The sequence below is a fragment of the Haploplasma modicum ATCC 29102 genome, from assembly GCF_000687835.1.
Lineage (GTDB): Bacteria > Bacillota_I > Bacilli_A > Acholeplasmatales > Acholeplasmataceae > Haploplasma > Haploplasma modicum.
Genome location: NZ_JHYB01000004.1, coordinates 121,504 through 145,804, shown reverse-complemented (window position 1 = coordinate 145,804; position 24,301 = coordinate 121,504). Strand labels below are relative to the sequence as shown.

21 protein-coding genes and 2 tRNA genes are annotated in these 24,301 nt (G+C 27.8%); 17 read left to right on the top strand and 6 right to left on the bottom strand.

Annotated elements, in window-relative coordinates; translation table 11 throughout:
- Positions 1-59 precede the first annotated feature (59 nt).
- The 3 genes from glgP to T352_RS06510 are packed head-to-tail and all read left to right on the top strand — an operon-like array spanning position 60 to position 6,235.
- Positions 60-2,432 carry a glycogen/starch/alpha-glucan family phosphorylase gene (glgP, locus tag T352_RS0104350; protein ID WP_026391919.1) on the top strand — a complete coding sequence of 791 codons (2,373 nt, stop codon included), beginning with the start codon at positions 60-62 and terminating at the stop codon, positions 2,430-2,432.
- Between the two features lie 13 nt (positions 2,433-2,445).
- Positions 2,446-4,296, top strand: coding sequence for a 1,4-alpha-glucan branching protein GlgB (glgB, locus tag T352_RS06515; protein WP_162151199.1), 1,851 nt, complete (start codon positions 2,446-2,448; stop codon positions 4,294-4,296).
- Positions 4,297-4,300: 4 nt separating this feature from the next.
- Positions 4,301-6,235, top strand: a complete 1,935-nt coding sequence (locus tag T352_RS06510) for an alpha-amylase family glycosyl hydrolase (RefSeq protein WP_035345282.1) — start codon at positions 4,301-4,303, stop codon at positions 6,233-6,235.
- 163 nt (positions 6,236-6,398) lie between these two features.
- On the opposite strand, the gene T352_RS0104335 is transcribed toward T352_RS06510, so the two are convergent.
- A tRNA-Gly gene (locus T352_RS0104335) sits at positions 6,399-6,473 on the bottom strand.
- 60 nt (positions 6,474-6,533) lie between these two features.
- On the opposite strand from T352_RS0104335, the gene T352_RS0104330 reads away from it, so the two are divergent.
- Entirely contained in the window at positions 6,534-7,727 is a 1,194-nt protein-coding gene (locus T352_RS0104330) for a M50 family metallopeptidase (RefSeq protein WP_026391918.1), read from the top strand.
- Between the two features lie 36 nt (positions 7,728-7,763).
- Here T352_RS0104330 and T352_RS0104325 read toward each other — a convergent pair.
- Positions 7,764-7,837, bottom strand: a tRNA-Thr gene (locus tag T352_RS0104325).
- A gap of 136 nt (positions 7,838-7,973) precedes the next feature.
- Here T352_RS0104325 and T352_RS0104320 point away from each other — a divergent pair.
- From T352_RS0104320 to proS, 4 genes are all read left to right on the top strand, one after another.
- The gene (locus T352_RS0104320) at positions 7,974-8,171 is read left to right on the top strand and encodes a cold shock domain-containing protein (protein WP_026391917.1); all 198 of its coding nucleotides are present in this window, start codon (positions 7,974-7,976) and stop codon (positions 8,169-8,171) included.
- 91 nt (positions 8,172-8,262) lie between these two features.
- A complete protein-coding gene (locus T352_RS0104315; protein ID WP_026391916.1) occupies positions 8,263-8,991 on the top strand; it encodes a Fic family protein in 729 nt (242 codons plus the stop codon).
- A gap of 59 nt (positions 8,992-9,050) precedes the next feature.
- Positions 9,051-9,890 carry a S1-like domain-containing RNA-binding protein gene (locus T352_RS0104310; protein WP_026391915.1) on the top strand — a complete coding sequence of 280 codons (840 nt, stop codon included), beginning with the start codon at positions 9,051-9,053 and terminating at the stop codon, positions 9,888-9,890.
- Between the two features lies 1 nt (position 9,891).
- Positions 9,892-11,319, top strand: a complete 1,428-nt coding sequence (gene proS, locus T352_RS0104305) for a proline--tRNA ligase (RefSeq protein ID WP_026391914.1) — start codon at positions 9,892-9,894, stop codon at positions 11,317-11,319.
- Between the two features lie 12 nt (positions 11,320-11,331).
- Here the strand turns inward: proS and T352_RS0104300 are convergent, their stop codons facing one another.
- Both T352_RS0104300 and yidD read right to left on the bottom strand, forming a co-directional pair.
- On the bottom strand, positions 11,332-11,826 hold the full coding sequence (locus tag T352_RS0104300; protein ID WP_026391913.1) for a hypothetical protein: 495 nt from the start codon (positions 11,824-11,826) through the stop codon (positions 11,332-11,334).
- Entirely contained in the window at positions 11,819-12,046 is a 228-nt protein-coding gene (yidD, locus tag T352_RS0104295; RefSeq protein WP_026391912.1) for a membrane protein insertion efficiency factor YidD, read from the bottom strand. Before yidD ends, T352_RS0104300 begins: the two co-directional genes overlap by 8 nt.
- Before the next feature lie 114 nt (positions 12,047-12,160).
- Between yidD and fusA the strand changes: the two genes are divergently transcribed.
- The 4 genes from fusA (at position 12,161) to adhE (ending at position 17,944) form a co-directional block, all read left to right on the top strand.
- The gene (gene fusA / locus T352_RS0104290) at positions 12,161-14,215 is read left to right on the top strand and encodes an elongation factor G (RefSeq protein WP_026391911.1); all 2,055 of its coding nucleotides are present in this window, start codon (positions 12,161-12,163) and stop codon (positions 14,213-14,215) included.
- A gap of 31 nt (positions 14,216-14,246) precedes the next feature.
- Positions 14,247-14,624 (top strand): hypothetical protein, encoded by a 378-nt coding sequence (locus T352_RS07205; RefSeq protein ID WP_162151198.1) that lies wholly within the window; start codon positions 14,247-14,249, stop codon positions 14,622-14,624.
- Positions 14,614-15,159 (top strand): ribosome hibernation-promoting factor, HPF/YfiA family, encoded by a 546-nt coding sequence (hpf, locus tag T352_RS0104280; protein ID WP_026391909.1) that lies wholly within the window; start codon positions 14,614-14,616, stop codon positions 15,157-15,159. Before T352_RS07205 ends, hpf begins: the two co-directional genes overlap by 11 nt.
- A 190-nt stretch (positions 15,160-15,349) precedes the next feature.
- Positions 15,350-17,944, top strand: coding sequence for a bifunctional acetaldehyde-CoA/alcohol dehydrogenase (adhE, locus tag T352_RS0104275; RefSeq protein ID WP_026391908.1), 2,595 nt, complete (start codon positions 15,350-15,352; stop codon positions 17,942-17,944).
- Positions 17,945-17,984: 40 nt separating this feature from the next.
- Here adhE and T352_RS0104270 read toward each other — a convergent pair whose 3' ends face one another.
- Together T352_RS0104270 and T352_RS0104265 are read right to left on the bottom strand one after the other, a co-directional pair.
- On the bottom strand, positions 17,985-18,587 hold the full coding sequence (locus tag T352_RS0104270; RefSeq protein WP_026391907.1) for a superoxide dismutase: 603 nt from the start codon (positions 18,585-18,587) through the stop codon (positions 17,985-17,987).
- A 52-nt stretch (positions 18,588-18,639) separates the two neighbouring features.
- Positions 18,640-20,202, bottom strand: a complete 1,563-nt coding sequence (locus T352_RS0104265) for an NFACT family protein (RefSeq protein WP_026391906.1) — start codon at positions 20,200-20,202, stop codon at positions 18,640-18,642.
- 110 nt (positions 20,203-20,312) lie between these two features.
- Between T352_RS0104265 and gmk the strand changes: the two genes are divergently transcribed.
- From gmk to T352_RS0104240, 5 genes are all read left to right on the top strand, one after another.
- Entirely contained in the window at positions 20,313-20,933 is a 621-nt protein-coding gene (gene gmk, locus T352_RS0104260; protein ID WP_026391905.1) for a guanylate kinase, read from the top strand.
- A 3-nt stretch (positions 20,934-20,936) separates the two neighbouring features.
- Positions 20,937-21,149, top strand: coding sequence for a DNA-directed RNA polymerase subunit omega (gene rpoZ / locus T352_RS0104255; RefSeq protein WP_035345277.1), 213 nt, complete (start codon positions 20,937-20,939; stop codon positions 21,147-21,149).
- 72 nt (positions 21,150-21,221) lie between these two features.
- Complete coding sequence (gene uvrC / locus T352_RS0104250; RefSeq protein ID WP_035345273.1) at positions 21,222-22,958, top strand: excinuclease ABC subunit UvrC; 1,737 nt, start codon at positions 21,222-21,224, stop codon at positions 22,956-22,958.
- The gene (locus T352_RS0104245; RefSeq protein WP_026391902.1) at positions 22,942-23,790 is read left to right on the top strand and encodes an exonuclease domain-containing protein; all 849 of its coding nucleotides are present in this window, start codon (positions 22,942-22,944) and stop codon (positions 23,788-23,790) included. The genes uvrC and T352_RS0104245 overlap by 17 nt, the downstream gene beginning before the upstream one ends.
- A 16-nt stretch (positions 23,791-23,806) precedes the next feature.
- Positions 23,807-24,286: a hypothetical protein gene (locus T352_RS0104240; RefSeq protein ID WP_026391901.1), complete on the top strand. Its 480-nt coding sequence runs from the start codon at positions 23,807-23,809 to the stop codon at positions 24,284-24,286.
- Positions 24,287-24,301 lie beyond the last annotated feature (15 nt).

Below are 24,301 nucleotides of genomic sequence, written 5' to 3'. Positions count from 1 at the left end.
GATAAAATAATAACGCTTTATTATGTTAAAATATACTCAAATGCGGCAAACTAGAAAGGATGATAATAGTGTTTAAAGATAAAGAACATTTTAAGAAGGAGTATATTAACGCCTTAGATAAAAACTTTAGAACAACAGTGGAAAATGCTACAACAGCACAGCTTTATGCATCACTTGCAATGTTGTTAAATAAGAATTTAGATGAGGATTATAATAATACAAACTTACTTATAAAAGAAAAGGGTTTAAAAAAAGCAATTTATTTTTCAATGGAATTTTTAATGGGTAGACTAATAACAAATAACTTGCAAAATAGTGGTAATTATCAAATCGTTAAAGAGGCTTTTAAAGATTTTAATATTGATATTAATAAAATAGAAGATGTAGAAGAAGATACAGGTCTAGGTAATGGTGGTCTTGGTAGACTTGCAGCTTGTTTCTTAGATTCAGCAGCATCACTGGGATTACCACTTTATGGTAATAGTATTAGATATACTAAAGGATTTTTTATTCAAGAATTTGTTAACAATCAACAAATTGAAAAACCAGATCCATGGTTAGATAAAGGATTTTATTGGGAAGAAAAAATAGAAGATGAAGCAATTGATATTCCATTTTTCGGTTATGTTGAAGATACAGTCTTAAAAGAACCAATTTGGATTAAGGCAGTACCTTATGACGTAAAGATTGTTGGTAATGAAAACAATGTTGTAACAACACTTAGACTATGGAGTACTGAAGCATCAGAACTACAGGAATTTAAAGATGAAAAGTATTATCAAATGGTTAATAAAATATCTGATTCCTTATATCCTGATGATTCAACATATGAAGGTAAGAAAATTAGACTACAACAACAATATTTATTAAGTGCATCAGGAATTCAAGCAGCAATTAAAGAACATTTAAGTTTAGGTAGAGATATAAGAGAATTACATAAATATTATGCATTTCAAATCAATGACACTCATCCAACCTTAATTATTCCTGAATTAATGAGAGGATTAATGGATGTATTTAAATTAGGTTATGATGAAGCATGGGAAATAACAAAAAATGCTTGTTCCTTTACAAATCATACAATTATGCAAGAAGCACTTGAAAAATGGGACATAAAACTATTTAGAGAATTATTGCCAAGAATCTATGAAATAATTAAAGAAATGGACCGTAGATTTGTTTTAGAATTAGAAAAATTAAATGTTCATGAGACAGACATTTATAATATGAAGTTAATTGGAACAAATAGTCTTAGAATGGCAAACATTTGTATCTATGGGACACATAGTACTAATGGTGTTGCTGCACTTCATACTGAAATCTTAAAAAATACAACATTTAATAATTTTTATAAAATATATCCGGAAAGATTTAATAACAAAACAAATGGAATTACTCATCGTAGATGGATGATGCACATAAATACTGAATTAGTAGCTATTTTAGACAAGTGGATCGGTAAGGATTGGCGCTATGATCTATCAAAAATCGAAGAATTATTGAAATTTAAAGAAGATAAAAAGTTAAAAAAAGAAATTATTGATATGAAAATGGCAAAAAAGATTCAGCTTGCAAAACGTATTAAAGAACTTGAAGGAATTGAATTAGATCCAAATAGTATTTTTGACATCCAAGTAAAAAGATTACACGAATATAAGAGACAACTCTTAAATATTATGCATATTATCTATTTATACTTAAGACTTAAAAAAGATCAAGAATTCAGAGCAAATTTCCATCCACAAAGTTTTATTTTTGGAGCAAAAGCTGCCCCAAGTTATCACATGGCAAAAAGCATTATTGAACTTATTAATACAGTAAGTAAAGTAATAAATAGTGACTTTGAAGTAAATGATCTAATTAAAGTAGTATTTGTTGAAAACTATAATGTTACATATGCTGAATACATTATGACTGCTGCTGACTTATCAGAACAAATTTCAACGGCTTCAAAAGAAGCAAGTGGAACAGGTAATATGAAATTCATGTTAAATGGAGCACTAACTATTGGAACATTAGATGGCGCAAACGTAGAAATTGCTGAACTTGCTGGTTCTGAAAATGAATTTATCTTTGGAATGACAGCTAAAGAAGTTTTAGATATGTATGAAAAAAATAACTATAAACCAAGAGAAATATATGACAATGATCAAAGATTAATTGATATCTTTGAATTTATTCAAACCCTAAATAAAAATCCACATCATTTTGATAATATTAAACATAGTTTATTAAACAGTGATTATTTCTTTGTCTTAAAAGATTTTGATGCTTACGTAAAGGCACAAGAAATAGCTAATAATAATTATAAAGACAAGGATAATTGGTTTGAAAAAGTAATAGTGAATATTGCAAAAGCAGGATTCTTTACATCAGATAGAACAATTGAACAATATAATAACGATATTTGGCATTTAACAAAAATAAAATAATGGGGGTAGAGTGATGTTTGATATTCATCAAGAATTTAGTTTGTTTTTACAAGGAAAATCATTAAACGCACATAAATGGATGGGGTCACATCTACTAAGAGACATTACAGGAAATATCTACGCCACAAAATTTACGTTATATGCACCACACGCCCTAGAAGTAAGGCTTGTTGGTAGTTTTAATAACTATAATGGGGATAACTATAAACTAGATAAAATCGACCAATTTGGGCTTTATAGCATTACCATTAATAAAAATTTAGAATATGAAACATATAAGTATAAAATAGTAACTAAGGATCACAAAACACTTTATAAAAGTGATCCTTTTGCTTTTTATGCTGAACAAAGACCGAATAATGCATCTAGAGTTTATGATATAGATAATTATAATTGGAATGATTCATCATGGTTTAAAAATAAAGTAAAACCATATAAAGAACCAGTATTAATCTATGAAATGCATTTGGGTTCATGGCAAAGAGAATTCGGTAGGTTTAAAACTTATAATAAGCTAGCAGATGAATTAATAAACTATATTAATTATATGGGATATACTCATGTTGAGTTTCTACCAGTCTATGAACATCCACTAGATGATTCATGGGGTTATCAAGGTACAGGATTTTTTGCTGCAACATCAAGATTTGGTAGTCCTAAGGACTTAATGTATTTAATTGATAGATTACACCAAGCAAATATTGGTGTTATTATTGACTGGGTTTTAGGCCATATAAATAAAGATGATTTTGGTTTATCCATGTTTGATGGGACACCACTTTATGAAATAGAAAATGACTTTCTACGTGAAAATGTTGTTTGGGGAACATCTAATCTTGACTTTTCAAAAGGCATAACTAGAAGCTTTATGAGTTCAGCTCTAATTTTTTGGCTTGATTATTTTCATCTTGATGGTTTTAGAATTGATGCTGTATCAAATCTTATTTATTACTTAGGAAATGAAGCTAATGGCACTAATAATAATGCAATAAACTATTTAAAAGAATTATCAACAATTATTTTTAATAAAGATGATAGATTAATCTTTAGTGCAGAGGATTCAACTGCATATCCTAAAGTTACCCACAGTGTAAGTAGTGGTGGAATAGGTTTTAATTATAAGTGGAATATGGGATTTATGAATGACACTTTAGAATATTTCAAGAAAGATCCAATTTACCGTAAATACCACAGCAACCTAATTACATTTAGTATGGTATATGCTTATAATGAACAATTTATTTTGCCATTTTCACATGATGAAGTAGTTCATATGAAAGGAAGTCTCCTTAATAAAATGCCAGGGGATTATAATCTTAAATTTGCTAATTTAAGATTAATGTTTACTTATTACATGACTTTCCCAGGTAAGAAATTATTATTTATGGGGCAAGACTTTGGCTCATTTAGTGAATGGGACTTTAATAAGGAATTAGACTGGAATGTTCTTGCAGACTTTGAAGCTCATCAAAAATTACATCGCTATTTTAGAGATTTAGCGCATGTTTATAAATACAATAAAGCAATGTATGAATTAGACCACAACCCAAAAGGATTTAAATGGATTATTAATGATCACCATGATTCAAGTGTCTTTAGTTATCTTAGAAAATCAAGTAAAGAAACTTTATTGGTAGTTTTAAATATGACACCTAATTATTATGAAGAATATGAAATTGGTGTTCCAAGTAGGGGCGAATATATAGAAATATTAAATAGTAACAAAATAGAATACGGCGGAGAAAACAATTATAATGGATTACCACTTAAAACCATAAAGGGAGATAGAAATGGTTATCCTTATTACTTAAAAGTAAAAGTATCTTCCCTTGCCGGAATAATTTTGAAGTTAAAGAAAGAATGATAACATGAAATGTTATATTGATGATTATAATTTAGTTAGAATTGAAACATATAATTATATTAATGATGTATATATAAATGACTTAAAGTTATCTTTCATTGAAGTAAAAGGAAAAAACCAGTACTTTAAATCAAGCGAAAGAATTAAACTTCATTTAGATAATAAAATTAAAGTAAATAATCACTTATACAACTTAAATATAGGATTAGTCACATTACAAAAAGACTTTGAAGAAAACTATCGTTATGATGGTTTTTTAGGCTTTAAGTATAGTGATTTAGAAACGGAGTTTAGAGTATTTTCACCGGTTGCTACCAATATTACTTTAGTGCTAAATGATAAGAAATATGAAATGACATATGAAAATCCAATCTGGAAAGTAACAATTGCTGAAAACTTACTAGATGCTAAATATTACTATTTAGTAACTCTAAATCATAAAACAGAAAAAGTAATAGATCCTTATGCAATTGCTGGTAACTTAGATTACTCTTTAGTTATCGATATCAATCAAACAAGTAAGACTTATCATGATTTTATTCGTATAAATAAAGAAGATACAGTTATTTATGAAGGTCATGTTAGAGATTTATCAGTATACCTTGATGTCAAAAGCAAAAAGAATTATTTAGGCTTAACAGAATATAGTAATCTCTTAGGTAAATCAGTTATTGAATATATTAAAGATTTAGGGATGTCACATTTACAATTATTACCACTTCAAGATTTTATTGGTGTTGATGAATTTAATAAAGATAAGTACTATAACTGGGGCTACAATCCAGCTCAGTACTTTACCCTATCTGGTTATTATAGTAGTAATCCTAGTGACTACTACCTAAGAATTAATGAAGTTAAAAAACTAGTTGATTATGCACATAAAAATAATTTAGGAGTTACATTAGATGTTGTTTATAATCATGTATATGAAAGAAATATTTTCCCATATGACAAATTAGTTCCTGGATATTTTTATAGACATAACCACAATAATAAAAACACAAACTTTTCGCTTGTCGGTAATGATATAAATACTAATAACTATATGGTAAGAAAACTAATTGTTGATAGTTTAATATATCTTACAAAAACATTTAAGTTTGATGGTTACAGATTTGATTTAATGGGATTAATGGACATTGAAACAATGAGACAAATAAAAGTAGAACTATCAAAGATTAATGATAATATTATTTTATATGGTGAAGGTTGGAATATGGATAATGTGATTGATATTGACCAAAGAGCAACCATGAGAAATAGTTCTAAGTTTGCCTATTACAGCCATTTCAACGATTATTTTAGAGATGTGATAAAAGGTGGTCAGTATAGTCTTAATTCAGGCTATATTACAGGAAATAATAATAACTTAGAAGATGTTTTAATTGCCCTTAAGGGCTCAGCAAACATATTTGAAGAAAGTATTCAAAGTATTAATTACCTAGATTGTCATGATAATTTAACCTCATATGATTTTTTAACATTAAGAAATATAAGTAAAGATAGAATATATTATTACTTAGATTTTGCAAATCATCTATTAGCTATCTCTAAGGGAATTATTTTTTATCATGCTGGTCAAGAATTATATCGATCAAAAAAACTAAGTAATAACTCATATAACTTAGATGATACCTACAATGGTATTAAATGGGATATTCCAGAATCAATTAATAAACTAAAAGAAATACTAAACTTAAGAAAAAAATATTTAACAAAATATAGTAATAAGTCTACTTACAAAGTAGCGGATAACTTAATTATTAATGAAGTTATTAGTGGAGCTAAAGTTTTAAGAATCTACATTAAAAATGATTTTAATGAATCAATTATTAAAGATAGTGGATCAAATATTTTTAAAAGTTTTGAAGTAATTAAAAATGAAAACAACTATATTTTAAAATATCCTGGAATTTATATATTTACAGATATTAAGTAGTCTTTGAGATTAATTTCTTAAAGACTTTTATTTTTATAAATAAAAAACATTAATATAGTAATATACTAATGTTCTTGTTATGTCTTTAATTAGTTGGTATAATTAATTAAAGTTATTATTAATTTTCATAAAAAAAGGCCCTAATGGGCCACTAATAATTAACTGGAGCGGGCGAAGGGAATCGAACCCTCATTTAATGCTTGGCAAGCACTTGTAATAACCATTATACGACGCCCACAAACTACCTTATTATGATAGCAAATTATATCTACAATGTCAACAATAAAAGGATGGAAAAATGAAAAAAATCTTATTTATTATAATTTCAGCAACAATCTTTGGCTTACTAATGAGTATTTTAATTCATAGTGGCTATTATCATAAACTAATTATGGGATTTAAGTCTGTGCATTTTTTATTATATTTACCACTTATAATCTTATTTTTAGTGCTAAATATCTTAATCCATGAACTAGGTCATATGTTTAGCTTTATTTTTCAAGGAGTAAAAATCAAAGCATTATTTTTTATTATTTTCGGCTTTATTGTAAATGATAAGAAAGTAAAGTTTAAGGTATATCCTAAAAATTTTAAAATGCTTGGCGGGTTTGTTGTTCCAAATTTTGATCCAATCGAAAATGATGAAGAATATCATCTAACTAGAAAAAAATTTACTAATGCTTTAATTGCTGGACCTAATACATCTATAATATATTTTATTATTGTTACTGTATTATTTTTCTTATCTTGGTTTTTATTTAAATCAAGCATATTACTAGGTTTAATGAGCTTACTTTTTATTACTAGTTTTTTTATGACGTTACTTATTATTTTTTCATCTAAATTAAATACTGATGAAATTTATGGTGACTATGTAGCTTTTGATAAGATGAAAAAAGATGATAGGTTTGCTTTAGTTCAAATTCTTCAGTATAGACAGTTTAGTGATATAAATAGTATGTTAGAAAATGATTTCTTTTTAGAATTAATAAAAAAAGACTTAGAAGAAAAAAGACTATCTAATAAAATGTTTGATATTGTACTTAGCACTTATTATTTAACAATGTATTTAAAGACTGTAAAAATAGAAGAGACAAATAAAATAATAGATTACTATAATGTTAGTTTTCTTGCATCTAGTAAATATGGGAGAGAATTAGCATATTTAATCTCAGCCTTTTATTATAAGAATGGAAACTCAGAAGAAGCAGTAAAACTATTTAATTTAGTTAATAGTGTTAAAAATCATAATTTAGATAGTGAAGCATTAGAACTCTTAAAAAAACAGTACGAGCATTTATTAAACTTAGCTGATAATCATGAGTACTTTATAAGTAATAGTAACAGTTTATTAAATCAGTACTCATTTTTAGCTCCAGTTATTAATATAGGAAAGGTAATTGAAGAATTAACATATAAACTGCCATTTGTTCCTTATTTATGTAAGGTTTTGTTTAATTTTGAGGAACAAACAGAAAATAACATCGATTAATAAAAAAACGACTTAATAAGTCGTTAAGAATTCTTCTGGTGCCTCTAACGAGAATCGAACTTGTATCTCAGCATTACCATTGCTGCATTTTACCATTAAACTATAGAGGCCCGTGGAGATATTATACTAAAAAAAATGATAAATACAAGAGATAAAAATTTTTACGTTGTATTTTAATTAAATATGTTGTATAATAACTAATGTAGTGATAATAACTGCGAGAACTAAAGAAGGAGTAATTTTATAATGACAGGAAAAGTAAAATGGTTTAATTCTGAAAAAGGATACGGATTCATCTCAACTGAAGAAGGAAAAGATATTTTCGTACATTTCAGTGCAATCAAATCTGATGGATACAAAACATTAGCAGAAGGCGATGTAGTAGAATTTGATGTTATAAGCGGCGACCGTGGCGAACAAGCTGGTAACGTAGTAAAACTTTAATATACTTAAAGCAAAAGGACATTCTTTTAGAGTGTCCTTCTTCTTTTTAAAGACAACTTTTTATAATGAAAAATTAAAAGGAGAATAAATTATGAGTATGACATTATTAGAACTAAACAAAAAAAGTTTGGAAAATTTAATGAAGGAGCGAGAAATAGATAGTATTGATTATTTTATTCATGATTTTCTACCAATCTATAACTATGATGCTATTAGTTTGGAAGGTATGAATAAAATACCGTATGAAAAAGTAAAGTATTTCTTTGAATTAAATAAAATACCAGACTACAGTGAAAGAGAAGTTAAAGAATTATCTAATCACAAAAAAGCTTTTGAATTAATTATTAAATGGACTAAAGAAAAAAAAGATTTGACAGAAGAAGATATTAAAGATCTACATAGTGTACTTGCAGATGAAATATATATTGGCGGTGTTTATAGAAACGTTAATATCCAAATTTTCAAGGCAGCTCATCAACCACCCGATTTCATTAAAGTATATGATCGTATGCGCAAAGTTTTTGAATACTTAAAAGAAAATGATTTATCATATTTTGATAAAGGAATTTATTTGAATGCAAGTTTGGCTAAAATTCATCCATTCTTAGATTCTAACGGTAAGTTAGGTAGATTAATTTTAAATTTTTATTTAATGAAAGATAATTACTTACCAATCTCAATTAATGTTACAGAAAGAGAAGAATATTTTAAAGCAATTGAAGAATTTAAAATTAATAAAGACTTAAAATCAATTAAAGAATTTATCGTTAGAAAGTTAAATGAAAGATATGAAAAATTAATTACAAAATTAGATGTATAGAGTGCTTTTAGCATTCTATTTTTCTTCTAAATATGGTAATATTATATAAGGTGATAAATATGTTAGTAATAGGTAATGTAAATAAGTTAAAGGTATTAAGAGAAACAGATATTGGCTATATGTTAAACACAAGAGAAGAAGAAGTTTTTCTCCATAAAAATGAATCAAATTATTTAGAATTAAAAGCTAATGATACTGTTAATGCTTTTTTATATTTTGACGAAAAATCAAGACTTGCTGCAACATTGAAAACACCGTTTTTAACTGTTGACAAACCGGCATACTTAGAAGTAGTAAGCATTCTTCCAAGACTTGGTGTATTTCTAAACATGGGAATTAACAAAGATGTATTACTTTCTAAAGATGATTTACCGAATAATTTTAATTTATGGCCCAAGGAGGGTAGTAAATTATTTGTATCGTTACATATAAAAACAAATAGATTAGTAGCTAAAATAGTAAATCCGGCAGAAATTTATGAAGTAAATGATTTAGAAATTGGTGCTGAAAAAAAATTCTTTGTTCAAAGAATTGGTGAACAAGGAATTAATCTCTACAATGAAGATAAAGAAATGGTTTTCGTCCATAATTCGTTAATTAGAGATGTTTATCACTTAGGTGAAGAAGTATCAGTTAAGATAATAAAAATGACTGATAAGGGCTATTTAGGGACTTTGATCAAACAAAAAGAAGAACAAAGAATAGATGATGCTACAGTTATTTTAAATGCATTAAAAAGATATGGGAAAATTCCTCTAACTGCAAAAAGTAGCAGTGAAGAAATAGATAAGTTTTTTAAGATAAGCCGTAAGTCTTTTAAAAGAGCACTTGGCTATTTATATAAAGAAAATAAAGTAAAATTTACTGAAAATGAAACAATATTGATAGATGGTGAATAAAATGAATAATATAAAAATGGTAGATTCAATTACATCGAGAGATGAAAACTTTGCAAAATGGTATACAGATCTTTGTCTAAAAGCAGAATTAATGGACTATAGTGATGTACAAGGGTTTATAATTTATAGACCATATGGTTATGCAATTTGGGAAAACATCCAAAATTATTTAAATGAAAAATTTAGGGAAACAGGGCATCAAAATGTTTATATGCCAATGGTAATTCCTGAATCATTATTTCAAAAAGAAAAAGATCACGTTGAAGGATTTGCTCCTGAAACTGCAATGATTACAACAACTGGTGTTGAACAGTTGGCTGAAAGATTAATAATTAGACCAACTTCAGAAGTGTTATTTTCAACACACTATGCAAAAATTGTTCAGTCTTATCGTGACTTGCCAAAAAAATATAATCAATGGTGTAGTGTAGTTAGATGGGAAAAAACTACAAGACCTTTCTTAAGAGGTAAAGAGTTTTTATGGCAAGAAGGTCATACAATTCATGCAACTAAAGATGAAGCAAGAAAAGAAACACTTGATATGTTAGATATCTATAACAACTTAGGGAGTGAGTTATTAGCAATTCCTTTCTTAACTGGTAGAAAAACAGAAAAAGAGAAATTTGCTGGTGCAGAAGAAACTTACACAATTGAGGCACTAATGCATGATGGTAAAGCATTACAATCCGGAACATCACATTATTTTGGCCAAGGTTTTGCTGAAGCATTTGGTATTAAGTTCCAAAATGAAAATTCAAAAATTGAGTTTGCATATCAAACATCATGGGGCGTTTCAACGAGACTTATTGGTGCAATCATCATGGTTCATGGAGACGACGAGGGGTTAGTACTACCACCATATGTTGCTCCAACACAAGTAGTAATTATTCCAATTCAAGGGAAAAAAGAAGAAGTTATTAATGCATCAAACGATATCTTTAAAACTTTAAAAAATAATAAGGTAAGAGTATCACTTGATGATTCAAATAAATCACCAGGATGGAAATTTAGTGAATATGAAATGAAGGGTGTTCCACTAAGAATTGAAGTGGGACCAAGAGATTTAGCCAATAATACTGTAACAATTGTTAAGAGAAATACTAGAGAAAAAATTAGTGTTGCATTAGAAAATGTTTCAGGTGAAGTAGATAGATTGTTAAATGAAATTCATGAAGAAATGTTAGCAAAAGCTAAAAAACACGTAAATGAAAAAACTAATACAGCAAAAACATATGATGAATTCAAAGCTCATCTTGAAAATGGTGGCTATGTTAAAATGAGTGTTGCTGGTGAAGAAGCAGAATTACAAATTAAAGAAGATACAGGTGCAACAGCAAGAGTTATTCTAAATACAGAATTAATTACTGAAGTTTGTCCTGTTACAAATAAAAAAGCAACACAAACAATAATGTTTGCTAGGGCATATTAAAAAAAATCTGGATTAATTTCCAGATTTTTTTAATTTAACTTTACAAGTTCCTTTTTCAATATTTCTAAGTACTAAAAATAAACCAAGTGCAATTAGTACTAATGAAAGTAATTTATATAATATCCCATACCAAACATCAATAAACGGAAAAATTGCTGGACTAAATGAGATACCTACTGCACTTAAAAATATAACAACACAACTTGTACAACCATAAGTGAAAATCCCAAATATAACTGATAAAAATCCTAAATTTGAGATAGATTCACCAGAACTTTTAAGTTCAACCATAACCGTACTTAAACTCATTAATAATGTACTTGCAGTAGCCATAATAATATTTAATACACTATTTACTATTATCCATAGTAAGTCAGGCTTAATTGTTGCTTCACGATAATTTAAATAGTCTAAAATAAAGTAAAGAGCCGTAAATATTATCATAAAAATAATTGATTGGATGACGTATTTTCGCTCTTTTAGTTTTAAAAATGCGTATTTAATCATCTTTTTTCACCTTCTTTACTGGATCATACTTAGGAGTAAATAAAGGATTACAAGAAAGAATTCTTTTACTTGATAAGAAAAATGCCTTAAAGAAGTTATAGTTTTCAAAAGCTTCTTTTGCATAGTTTGAGCATGTTGGATTATGTCTACATTTACCATTTAAATTACTTGAAACATCGCCTTGGTAAACCTCGATTAATTTTAAAACTGTTTTATTCATGTTATCACCTTCTTTATTATAACACTTTTAAAAAATAAATAAATTATATCACATCGCATATTTTCATGATATAATTAAAGTATAAATTAATGAAAACGATTACAGGAGGATATAATGAAAGATTATCAAACGAAGATGATAAGAAATATTGCAATTATTGGGCATCTAGGATCCGGCAAAACAAGTTTATCCGAATCAATTCTTTTTGCTACAGGAGCTACAACCTCAAAAGGTGAAGTAGAGAGAAAGAATACTGTTTCTGACTATTTATTTGAAGAAAAAAATAGGATGAGCAGCTATTCAATGTCACTTTTACCAGTTGAGTGGAAAGATTATAAACTAAATCTTCTAGATTTACCTGGAGGAGATGAGTTTGTAGGTGATTTAAATCAAGCTTTAGAAGTAATTAAAGGAGCTGTAATAGTTATTGATGCTTTAAAAGGCGTAGAAGTTGGCACAGAACGTGTCTGGCGTGAAATTAGAAAACGTCATATTCCAGCAGTACTTTATGTTAATAAAATGGATTTACCAAATATTAACTTTGCTAATGTGCTAGAAGAAATTAGGGAAAAGTTAGGAAAAAAAGCTGTTCCGCTTACATGGCCAATCGGTAAAAACGAAAAGTTTGATGGATTTGTTAATGTAATTGAAAATAAAGCAAGAATCTACGATGGTGTTGTATCTAGAGATGCTGAAGTTTATGATGATAATAAACCTAAGGTAGAAGAACTTAGAAATATGATTGCAGAAAGTGTTGCTGAAACAAGTGAAGAGTTATTAGATCTTTATTTTGAAACAGGGACAATTCCTGAAGATAAAATGAAAATTGGGTTAAGAGAAGGTATTATTAATGGTGAATTAACTCCAGTTTTAGTTGGTAGTGCAACCAAAAATGTTGGTGTTAGAACACTTTTAGATATGTTAGTAGATTTTCTTCCAGCACCAAATGAGCTTGCTCCACTAAAAGGAATTAATGTAAATACTAATTTAGAAGAAACAAGAAGAACTACAGATGAAGAGCCTTTTTCTGGATATATTTTTAAAACAATTGTTGACCCATTCCTTGGGACAATCAATCTTGTTAAAATAAATTCAGGAGTCTTAAAAAATGGGGTTGAAATTACTGATACAAATACTGGTGAAAACTATAAAGTAAATAACTTATTTACTATGCGTGGTAAGGAACAAATCAGTAACGAGTTGTTCCACGCTGGTGATATTTGTGCAGTATCTAAATTAGAACTAAAAACAGGTGAGACTATTTCAGATCCTAAATCACCAATTAAATATATGCCAGTTAGTCACGCAACACCGGTTATCTATTTAGCAATTGAACCTAAAAACAGAAATGATGAAGATAAGATTTCAACTGCATTACAAAAAATAATTTTAGAAGATCCAACACTTGAGATAAGAAGAAATAAAGAAACTTCACAACTTTTAATTGGTGGTCAAGGAATGACTCATCTAACTTATGTTATTGATAAACTAAAAAATACTTATAAAGTTGATGTTGAAGTAATTGATCAAAAGATTAGTTATAGAGAAACAATTAAAAAAGAAGCTGTAGGTGAAGGTAAACATAAAAAACAATCTGGGGGAGCAGGACAATTTGGTCATGTTTTCATAAGATTTAAACCAAATCAAACAGGTTTTAGTTTTGATTCAGAAGTCGTTGGTGGTGCTGTTCCAAAAGGATACTTCCCAGCAGTTGAAAAAGGATTAATTGAAAACTTTGAAAAAGGACCACTTGCTGGGTACCCAGTTATTAATATTTCAGCAACATTATTTGATGGTTCTTATCATGATGTTGATTCAAATGAAATTTCATTTAAGTTAGCGGCATCACTTGCATTTAGAAATGCTGTTCCAAATGCAGCACCAACTATTTTAGAGCCAATCTTAAAACTACTTATCACAATCAAGGACGAATATGTTGGTGATGTTATGGGCGACATTAATAAACGTAGAGGTAGAATTTTAGGAATGGATCAAGGGGAAGGTTACCAGATTATTACAGCAGAAGTTCCTGAAGTTGAAGTATCTAAATATGTTATTGACTTAAAAGCTATGAGTCAAGGAAGTGGAAGTTTTACTAGAGAATTTGTTAGATATGACGAAGTTCCTGCTCACTTAATCGATAAGATAATACTTGAAAGTAAAAAATAAATAATATTACTATTATAAGACAGGTGATAATATGTACTGTCTTGTATGTGATAAATTAATTAATAAAGTAGTAACAATAAAAAATATCTTCAAAACACCAAAAGATCATATATGTGAATATTGTTTTACAAAACATTTAATGATTAATAGATTAGACGTTATACCAATTGATGATTATAGATTATTTGTTAATTCAATATTTGAAGACTATGATTTAGCAGAGGCGATGATGAGTTTTTTAAAACCATATTATATTTATTATTTAAAAACAAACAAAAATCAAATTATTATGTATTTTGATACCTTTAATAAGGGTGTTTATAATATAATTAAAACAACAAAATTAAGTGATATATATTTAATTTGTTTAAAAAACGAAATGGAAAAGGAGAATGATTATGAAGATTGAAATTACTGGAAAAAATGGATTTACGCCAACTGAGGCAATCAAAAACTTCACAGAGAAGAAACTAGCAAAGGTTATACAACTATTTGGTAAAGATACAATTAGTAAAATTAGAGTTGTTACAAAAGTGTATCCGGATAACCATAAGGTAGAAGTTACAATTTATTCTAGTGAGCAATTAGTAAGAGCGGAAGTGTCAGATCCTGATATGTATGCAGCAATTGACTTATCAATCGATAAACTTGTTTCTCAGGTTAGAAAAAACCGCAGCAAGTTACAATCTCATTTAGAAAAATTAGGAGTTAATGATGTCTTTAGCCAAGAGTTTGATGCTGAATCACTTGAAAAAGAAATGAAAGCTGCAACACTTGTTAAAAATAAAAAGATTGAGTTAGTACCTATGAGTAGAGATGAAGCAATCCTTCAACTAGAATTAACAGGACATGATTTCTATGTATACTTAGATATTGATACAAATAAAACAAATATTGTATATTTAAGAAAAGATGGAGATTATGCAAATATAGAAACAGAATAAAATAATTAAATTAAATATTCTAAATTACATTGTAGTTTAGAATATTTTTTTATTTTAATTATTTATAATTAATGTAAACATTTTCAAATACAAGCTAAAACGTTTACTAAAAAAAATGTCTTGTAATAGTAATGTTTTTTGATATTATTTAAGTATAAAGAACAAATACAAAACGAAGGGAAAATTAAATATGGAAGAACAAAAAGACTTATTTTTAAATGAGGTAGATCTTTTAGTTGAAAAAGGTAAAAAGGCATTAGAAGACTTTTTATTTCTTGATCAAGAAAAGATAGACTATATCATTGGTAAAGTTTCAGTTAGTGCATTAGATGCACATGGTATGTTAGCAAAACTTGCAATTGAAGAAACAAAAAGAGGTGTCTTTGAAGACAAGGCAACTAAGAATTTATTTGCTGTAGAATATGTAATTAATAATATAAGGCATCTAAAAACAGTTGGAATAATTAGTGATGATAAAGTTACTGGAATTAAGGAAGTGGCTGAACCAGTCGGTGTTGTTGCAGGTATTACCCCTGTAACTAATCCGACATCTACAACAATATTTAAATCACTTATTGCACTTAAAACTAGAAATCCAATTATTTTTGCATTCCATCCAAGTGCACAAAATTCATCAAAAATGGCAGCAAAAATTGTCTATGAGGCAGCAATTAAGGCAGGTGCTCCAATAAACTGTATTCAGTGGATTGAAGTTCCCTCTCTTGATAAAACAAAGGAGTTAATGGAACATAATGATATATCTACTATCCTTGCAACAGGTGGCAATGAAATGGTTAAAAAAGCATATTCATGTGGTAAACCAGCACTTGGAGTAGGAGCAGGTAATGTTCCAGCATATATAGAAAAAACTGCTAATATAAATCAAGCAGTTAATGATATTATCATGAGTAAATCATTTGATAATGGGATGGTTTGTGCATCAGAACAAGCATGTATAATTGATAAAGAAATTTATCAAAAAACAGTTAATAGATTTAAAGATTTTGGTGTATATTTTGTAAATAATGAAGAAAAAAAGATGCTTGAAAAACTTTTATTCCCAGATTCTAAAACATTAAATGGCAAAATTGTTGGCTCAAGTGCCGAAAAAATTGCAAGCGAAGCAGGATTTATAGTTCCTAAAAAAACAGTTATTCTTGCAGTTGAATGTAGTGATGTAAATGAAAGTGAGCCTTTAACAAGAGAAAAACTATCACCAGTTCTTGCAATTATTAAGGCTAAATCAACCGATCACGGTATTAGTTTATCAGAAAAGATGGTTGAGTTTAATGGACTTGGTCATAGTGCAGTAATTCATAGTAATAATGAAGAAGTAATTAATTCATTTGGAATTAAATTAAAGGCTATTAGAATTATTTCTAACTCTCCTGCAACTTTTGGTGGCATTGGTAATGTTTATAATAGTTTTATTCCTTCATTAACTCTTGGTTGTGGTTCTTATGGGAAAAATTCTATAGGTGATAACGTTAGTGCCGTTAACCTTTTAAATATTAAAAAAATTGGGGAGAGAAAAAATAATATGCAGTGGTTTAAAGTTCCATCAAAAATATATTTTGAAAAAAACTCAATTGAGTATGTTAGACAAATGAGGGATGTATCTAGAGTAATTATTATTACTGATAGAACAATGGTTGATTTAGGGTTTGTAAATAAAGTAACAGAACAATTAAACTTAAGAAGAAATAAAGTTGATATCCAGTTATTTTGTGATGTAGAGCCAGATCCTTCAATTGAAACAGTAAATAAAGGTTATGAATTAATGAAATCTTTTGAACCAGATACAATTATTGCGATTGGTGGTGGGTCACCAATGGATGCAGCAAAAGCAATGTGGTTATTTTATGAAAATCCAGAAGTTGATTTTAATGATCTTAAACAAAAATTTATGGATATTAGAAAACGTGCTTTTAGATATCCAGAATTAGGTAAAAAGTCTAAATTAGTATGTATTCCAACAACTTCTGGAACAGGTAGTGAAGTTACACCATTTGCTGTTATTACTGATAAAAAAGATAACAAGAAATATCCACTTGCTGATTATTCACTTACACCTACCGTTGCGATAATTGATCCAGGATTAACACTAACTCAGCCTAAAATTGTAACAGCTGATACAGGAATGGATGTTTTAACACATGCAGTAGAAGCATATGTTTCAACACTTGCTAGTGATTATACTGACGCACTTGCACTTAGTGCAATAAAACTAGTGTTTAAATATTTAAAACGTGCCTTTGATAATGGAGCGGATTTTGAAGCGAGAGAAAAAATGCATAATGCATCTACAATGGCAGGGATGGCATTTGGTAATGCCTTCTTAGGAATAACACACTCAATGGCTCATAAGGTTGGTGGACTATTTGATATAGCACATGGTAGAATAAATGCGATTTTATTACCTTATGTAATTAGATATAATGGCGTTAGACAAGGGAAACTTGCTACATGGCCAAAGTATAATTATTATCATGCTGACGTTAAATACTATGAACTGGCAAGAGCAATTGGTTTAAATCCCAAAGATGTTAGTGAAGGAGTTTTAATGTTTGCTGATGCTTGTTATAATTTAGCAGAGTCGCTAAACATAAAGATGAATTTTAAAGATCAAAATTTAGATGAAACTGAATTTATGACAAATAGTTTAAATTTGGCATATCTTGCGTATGAAGATCAATGTAGTCCAGCAAATCCTAGATTACCAATGGTAGAAGATATGAAAGAAATACTTGAAAATGCATATTATGGTAAAGTAATTAAATACTAATAAAAAAATAGAAACCATTATTTGGTTTCTATTTATTATATTATTTACCTATAAATAAGTGTTCAACTACATCCCAGTTTACAATTTGGAAGAATGCACTTACATAGTCTGGTCTTCTATTTTGGTAGTTTAAGTAGTATGCGTGTTCCCATACGTCTAAACCTAATAATGGTTTACCTAAAGCAAGAGGTGTATCTTGGTTAGGAGTTGAAACAACTTCTAACTTATTATTTTTGTTTAAGATTAACCATGCCCAACCACTACCAAATCTTGTTGTAGCTGCTTTTGCAAATTCTGCTTTAAAGTTATCAAATGAACCAAATGTTTCTTCGATTGCTTTAGCTAATTTTCCTTTCGGAACTGCACCATTATTAACTTTTAATAATGTCCAGAAGAATGTGTGGTTATAGTGACCGCCACCATTATTTCTAACTGCATTTCTAATATCTTCAGGAACTAAATTTAAGTCAGTTAAGAAGTCAACTAATTCTAATTTAAATTCAGGATGTTTTTCTAAAGCAGCATTTAAGTTGTTAACATATGCTTGATGGTGTTTTGTATAATGTATTTCCATTGTTTTTGCGTCAATAAATGGTTCTAATGCATCAAATGCATAACCTAATTTTGGTAATTCGTATTTCATTTTATATTTCCTCCTATTTTTCTTACACATCTATCTTATAACTTTTATAGGATTATTTCAAATCATTTGCTAGTAAGACTTGATTTATTAAGGTATGATCAATTCTAATATTCTCTGATTTATATTGTTTTAAAATTACTTTATATCCAGGTAGTTTTGGAATTTTTCTAATATGTTTGATTTCTGTATAATTAATTGTAACAACTGGATTATTTTTTTCTTTAGAGAAGTAAGCAGCAATCATTAGTCCTAGTTTAAGTGAGAAATCATTTACCTCGCCTTTCATTAGAATATGGCTTCCTGGTCGATCTTTAATATGGAACCAAAGATCATTAGGCTTACCTAATGTATGAGTAATATATTCATTTTCCAAATTGTTTTTACCGACATAATAAACATTATCATTGTATTTAATTTCAAGTATTTTCTTATTATTTTTAGGCTTTTGAGTTTTCTTTTTTGTCTTAAAGCCAAGTGGGATTAATTGTTGTTCGATTGAATAAGAATCAAAATTATTAGTTATATCAAACTCTATTTGCTCTAATAGAGAGATAAGATTAGTTAAATCATTAATTTGTTCTTCAAGAAAGGTAATTGATCTTTTAGATTTTTGATAACGCTTAAAGTATTCTAAAGCATTTTCCTTCAATGTTTTTGAAGAATCTAGATTTAAGATAGTTCCATCATAAGAAGTTATCTCAGAGTATTTTAAGCCTAGATTTAATCCTGATGAAAATATGTAGTTTCCATAATTTTCATAAACTAAATTATCAATATTTGATTTTAAGTTTTCTTCTAAGTTACTTTTTTTCTTTATATTAAAAGCTAATAACTTAATAACAAAATCTTGATATCTAGAATTTGATACATCTTTAGTGTCAAATAAATCAAGCAAAAGATTTGATAATGTTTGATAGGTTTTTAAATTTTTACTTTCAAATAAATTAAACCAGTAAAACTTATTAGTAGATAGATCTCTTACAGGAGAAACTAAAATATCAAAAGGATTAAGTTTATTTTCAAATAAGTACTTACTAAAAATTGGCGAAATACCAATATAATTTTTTGTTAAATAGCTTTCACTATCTACAAGACTATAATCAATTTCATCTAAATTTCGTTTATGATTTGGATATAATTCATAAATATGTTTTGGAACAATAGTTCTAGAAGTATGAGATACATTTTTAAAGTAGGCATCAATGATTGTATTATCACTATCAACTAAAATAAGATTATTGTATCTTCCCATTAATTCTAAGACTAATCTTTTAGATACTCTACCAAGTAAAAAGTCATTTCCTTCAAACTCAAAAAATATAACTCTATCTAAATTTACTTGTTTTATACTTGTTAAAATATAACCTTCTAAATTTCTTTTTAATGTTTGTAAGAAATTTGAAGTAAGTTCACTATTTGACTTTATTTCACCAAGAAAAAATGATGCGTTTGGTGAATTTAATTTAATATTTAAGTAGTTTCTTTCACGCATATAGTAAAAGACAAACGAAAATGTATCATTTGAAATCATTTTTATTTGTTCTAAGCGATTGTTTAATAAAACATCATTTGTTTCATTTATTAAATTTTTAATGAAAAAACCATCTATTGCCACATTATCACCAAATAAATTATACCACAAATGATATATAAGCCTTTACACTTTAATAATAAAGATATATAATATATAATAATGAAAATGGATGAAAAGGCGAGGTGAAACAAATGAAACTTAATGAAAGAGGATTATTGGTAGTAATGTCAGGTCCATCAGGAGTAGGTAAAGGAACTGTTAGGCGCGCACTTTTTGAACAGAAAGATCATAAATATTTTTACTCAATATCAATGACGACAAGAGAACCAAGAGTTGGTGAAGTAAATGGTGAAGATTATTACTTCATATCAAGAGAAGAATTTGAACAGAGAATAAAAGAAGATAAATTTTTAGAATGGGCTGAATTTGTTGGGAACTATTATGGTACCCCTAAAGATATAATTGAAGATCAACTTGATGAAGGAAAAGAAGTTATTCTTGAAATAGAAGTTAAAGGTGCTCTTCAAATTAGAAAAAAAATGAAAGATGCCGTATTTATATTTATTGTTCCACCAGGAAAGAAAGTTTTATACAATAGACTTTTAAGTAGAGGAACTGAAAGCGAAGAAAAGATTAGAGAAAGAATTGCAAAAGCGGATAGTGAGTTTACATTAGCCCACAAATATGACTACATTGTGGTAAATGATGATGTAAATAACGCAGCAGACAGAATTGCTGCTATAATAAGAGCAGAGCATGCTAAGACTGAAAGGTCAATTCATAATTATATGAAGATGTTAGAGGAGAATTAAAAAATGGAAAAAAACAAAGATGGAATGCGTTACCCTTCAATTGATAATTTACTAGAGAAAATAGATTCAAAATATAAGTTAGTTTATGCAGCAAGTAAAGTTGCAGAAATTATTGAAAGAGATGAACTATATATCAAAGATGCTAAATGCTTAAAAAGTATTGGAATTGCTCTTGAAGAAATTTTAAAAGACCGAGTAGAAATCGAATTTGAATAAAAGGGATCAAATCCCTTTTATTTTTTTATGATATAATTAAAGATAGATTTGATTAAAGGAGGTGTTTTATAGATGATTTCAAAAATTAAAGAAAAACTAAGTTTATTGCCTGATAATCCCGGTTGTTATTTAATGAAAAATAAAGATTCAAAGATAATATATGTAGGAAAAGCAAAAAACTTAAAACAAAGAGTTAAATCATATTTTACTGGGGCTCATAACTATAAAACATCGAAATTAGTTAGCGAAATACATGATTTTGAAATAGTCTTAACAAATAGCGAACAAGAATCGCTAATCTTAGAATTAAACTTAATTAAAGAACATAGACCTAAATATAATGTTGTTTTTATGGATGATAAAACTTATCCTTATATTGAAATTACCAAAACAATCCCACCAGTAATTAAAGTAATAAGAACTAAAAATGTTAAAGGAAAAATATTTGGTCCTTATCCTAATGTCAAAAGTGCAAGAGAAACAGCAAGGTTACTTGAATTACTATTCCCAATGGGAAAAATCGAAAAAATACCTAATTTTTATGAAGAAATTGGTAAAAGTATTGAATCAGACACATCTAATAACTATGAACTCCAAGTATCAAAAATTACTAAGTTTTTAAAAGGTGATATTAAAGAAGTAACTAATGCACTTGAAAAATCAATGTTAGATTATAGTAATTTAATGATGTTTGAAAGGGCTGCTGTAATTAGAGATACCTTAAATCATATTAAAACAACAACAGAGAAACAAATTATAAGTCTAAATGATTACAAAGACCGTGATATTATTGGTAGTTATTATAATGATGAGAGTATCGCGCTTCAAATCTTATTTATGCGAAGTGGCAGAATAATTGATCAACACCAGACAATTTTTTCGTATGTGGGAGATCCTAAAGAATTTATTCTAAGTTATATTAATCAATTTTATCAAGGTCATTTTCCAGATGAAATATTATTTGACTATATGATGTTTAGTGATGAAGATTTAACATTTTCAAATGTTACATTTTTACCTAAAATTGGTGATAAGCGAAAAATTGTTGAGCTTGCTAATAAAAATGCAAAATTTGACTTAGAGAATTATTTCTTACTATATCAAAATAAATTAGAAAAACAAGAAGAGGCGGTAAGTGAATTAAAAACATTACTTAATGTTGATGATTTAAACTTAATTGAAGTGTTTGATAACTCACAGCTCTTTGGTACCGCATCAATCTCTGCGATGATTGTTTTTAAAGACTATAAATTTAATAAAAAGTTATATCGTAAATTTAATTTAAAAACTACAACAAATGATGATTATAAAGCACTGCAAGAAGTAATATATCGTAGGTATTACCGTATCTTAATGGAAAATTTAGAAAGACCAGACTTAATATTAGTCGATGGTGGAATTGGCCATGTGAAAATTGCCAAAGAAGTTATTGATAATTTAAATCTTGATATTAAAGTATTAGGACTTAAGAAGAATAATAAACACCAACTTGAAAGTATGGTATCAATTGATAGAGAAATAATTCTAAAAGACTATCCTAAAGTCTATCAATTTCTCTTTAAACTATCGGAAGAAGTTCACCGTTATGCAATTAGCACTCATAGGGTACAAAGAAATAAAAAGGCTTATAACAGCAAATTAGATGAGATTACAGGTCTTGGTGAAAAGCGAAAAAGAGCACTTCTTGCAAGCTTTAAAGATTTGGATGAAATTAAGACGGCAAGCTTTGAACAGTTAAAAGAAATTGGGCTTCCAGATAAAGTAATAAATAAATTAAAAGAGGTATTAAATAATGAAACTGATAATTAAAGATGTTAACTATAACGATAAATATTTCTCAGTAATTATTGGTAATAGAAAAACATATTTCTACTTAACAAGCAGACTAAATAAAATATTTTTAAATTCTTTAAGAAAAGGATTATTAGTTGATTTTGAAATTGGTAAAAATAAACGTAGAATAAATGCTAAAATTTGTTATCAAGTTGCTTATTTTAATAGGATAACTGATTTAAAAACAAAAAGAGATTTCTATAATCACAGTAAACTTAAGAGTGATATGTTAAACTTTTTAGAAAAAAATGAGCATTATTTATTCATTGATTTTGAAATGACACTACCCAAATATAGACAAAAGAACTTTAAGGTTGAAATTTTACAATATGGATATTTATTAGTTAATAAAAAGGGTGAAACAATTATTGAAAATGACAACTATTTAAAAACAATAATTCAGTATCCACCAAGTTCAAGAACACTAGGATTTTTAAGTATTGATAAAGATGAATATATTAACAATCATATTTTATTTAAAGATTTTTATTTAGAATTAAAAGAAATACTAGAAACATATAATCCAAAAATTGTTGTTTGGGGGAAAAATGATATTTTAAGTCTAGATCTAGCATATGAGATTCATCGCTTAGTACCAATTACTAAGAGAGAAGATTTTGTTGATTTACTCAAATTACATAGAGATTATTTTAATCTTGCAAATGATTTAGGACTTTTTAAAGCATATGAAACATACTCCTTAAAAAGAGAAGAACAAGTGCATGATGCAACATATGATGCAAAGGTAACTAAAAAAGTTTTTGATTCATTTATTGCATATTCGAAGAATGAAGTATATAATAAATAAAAAAGGGGGAATGAAAATGAGCAAAAAAAATAAACAAAATGTGAAGTTTGGCGTAACTTTTGTTGTTATTATTTTAGGAATTGCTGCAAGTTTCTTACTAACACTTAATGCATTTTCAACAAATTATAACAATAGTAATTCAGATTTAAATGGATTAATGGTTGCTTTTGGAGGTAAATGGCAAACAACAGGTGCTATTTCTGTAACACTTGGAACATTTAATTTTAATTTATTATTAGTAATCGCAATGCTACTTCCAGCAGGTGCAGCAGTTATTAATGGTATTTTAAATAATAAATTAGGATCACTAGTTGCAGTTGGATTATTCTTATTAAACATTATCTTAATGTTAGTAATTAAAGAAGTATCATTTACACCTATTATAGGTAATGCAATTAAGATTCAAATTAAGTTATCAACACTTGGAATAATCTCATTAGTATTATCTGGTCTTGGTTTACTTGCTACAGGATATAAGTTATCTCTTGATTTATAATTAACTAAAAATAAA

Excerpts from the sequence above, each read along its gene's own strand:
- glgP (WP_026391919.1), top strand. The coding sequence starts at position 60 with ATGATAATAGTGTTTAAAGATAAAGAACATTTTAAGAAGGAGTATATT.
- glgB (WP_162151199.1), top strand. The coding sequence starts at position 2,446 with ATGTTTGATATTCATCAAGAATTTAGTTTGTTTTTACAAGGAAAATCA.
- T352_RS06510 (WP_035345282.1), top strand. The coding sequence starts at position 4,301 with ATGAAATGTTATATTGATGATTATAATTTAGTTAGAATTGAAACATAT.
- T352_RS0104330 (WP_026391918.1), top strand. The coding sequence starts at position 6,534 with ATGAAAAAAATCTTATTTATTATAATTTCAGCAACAATCTTTGGCTTA.
- T352_RS0104320 (WP_026391917.1), top strand. The coding sequence starts at position 7,974 with ATGACAGGAAAAGTAAAATGGTTTAATTCTGAAAAAGGATACGGATTC.
- T352_RS0104315 (WP_026391916.1), top strand. The coding sequence starts at position 8,263 with ATGAGTATGACATTATTAGAACTAAACAAAAAAAGTTTGGAAAATTTA.
- T352_RS0104310 (WP_026391915.1), top strand. The coding sequence starts at position 9,051 with ATGTTAGTAATAGGTAATGTAAATAAGTTAAAGGTATTAAGAGAAACA.
- proS (WP_026391914.1), top strand. The coding sequence starts at position 9,892 with ATGAATAATATAAAAATGGTAGATTCAATTACATCGAGAGATGAAAAC.
- T352_RS0104300 (WP_026391913.1), bottom strand. The coding sequence starts at position 11,826 with ATGATTAAATACGCATTTTTAAAACTAAAAGAGCGAAAATACGTCATC.
- yidD (WP_026391912.1), bottom strand. The coding sequence starts at position 12,046 with ATGAATAAAACAGTTTTAAAATTAATCGAGGTTTACCAAGGCGATGTT.
- fusA (WP_026391911.1), top strand. The coding sequence starts at position 12,161 with ATGAAAGATTATCAAACGAAGATGATAAGAAATATTGCAATTATTGGG.
- T352_RS07205 (WP_162151198.1), top strand. The coding sequence starts at position 14,247 with ATGTACTGTCTTGTATGTGATAAATTAATTAATAAAGTAGTAACAATA.
- hpf (WP_026391909.1), top strand. The coding sequence starts at position 14,614 with ATGAAGATTGAAATTACTGGAAAAAATGGATTTACGCCAACTGAGGCA.
- adhE (WP_026391908.1), top strand. The coding sequence starts at position 15,350 with ATGGAAGAACAAAAAGACTTATTTTTAAATGAGGTAGATCTTTTAGTT.
- T352_RS0104270 (WP_026391907.1), bottom strand. The coding sequence starts at position 18,587 with ATGAAATACGAATTACCAAAATTAGGTTATGCATTTGATGCATTAGAA.
- gmk (WP_026391905.1), top strand. The coding sequence starts at position 20,313 with ATGAAACTTAATGAAAGAGGATTATTGGTAGTAATGTCAGGTCCATCA.
- rpoZ (WP_035345277.1), top strand. The coding sequence starts at position 20,937 with ATGGAAAAAAACAAAGATGGAATGCGTTACCCTTCAATTGATAATTTA.
- uvrC (WP_035345273.1), top strand. The coding sequence starts at position 21,222 with ATGATTTCAAAAATTAAAGAAAAACTAAGTTTATTGCCTGATAATCCC.
- T352_RS0104245 (WP_026391902.1), top strand. The coding sequence starts at position 22,942 with ATGAAACTGATAATTAAAGATGTTAACTATAACGATAAATATTTCTCA.
- T352_RS0104240 (WP_026391901.1), top strand. The coding sequence starts at position 23,807 with ATGAGCAAAAAAAATAAACAAAATGTGAAGTTTGGCGTAACTTTTGTT.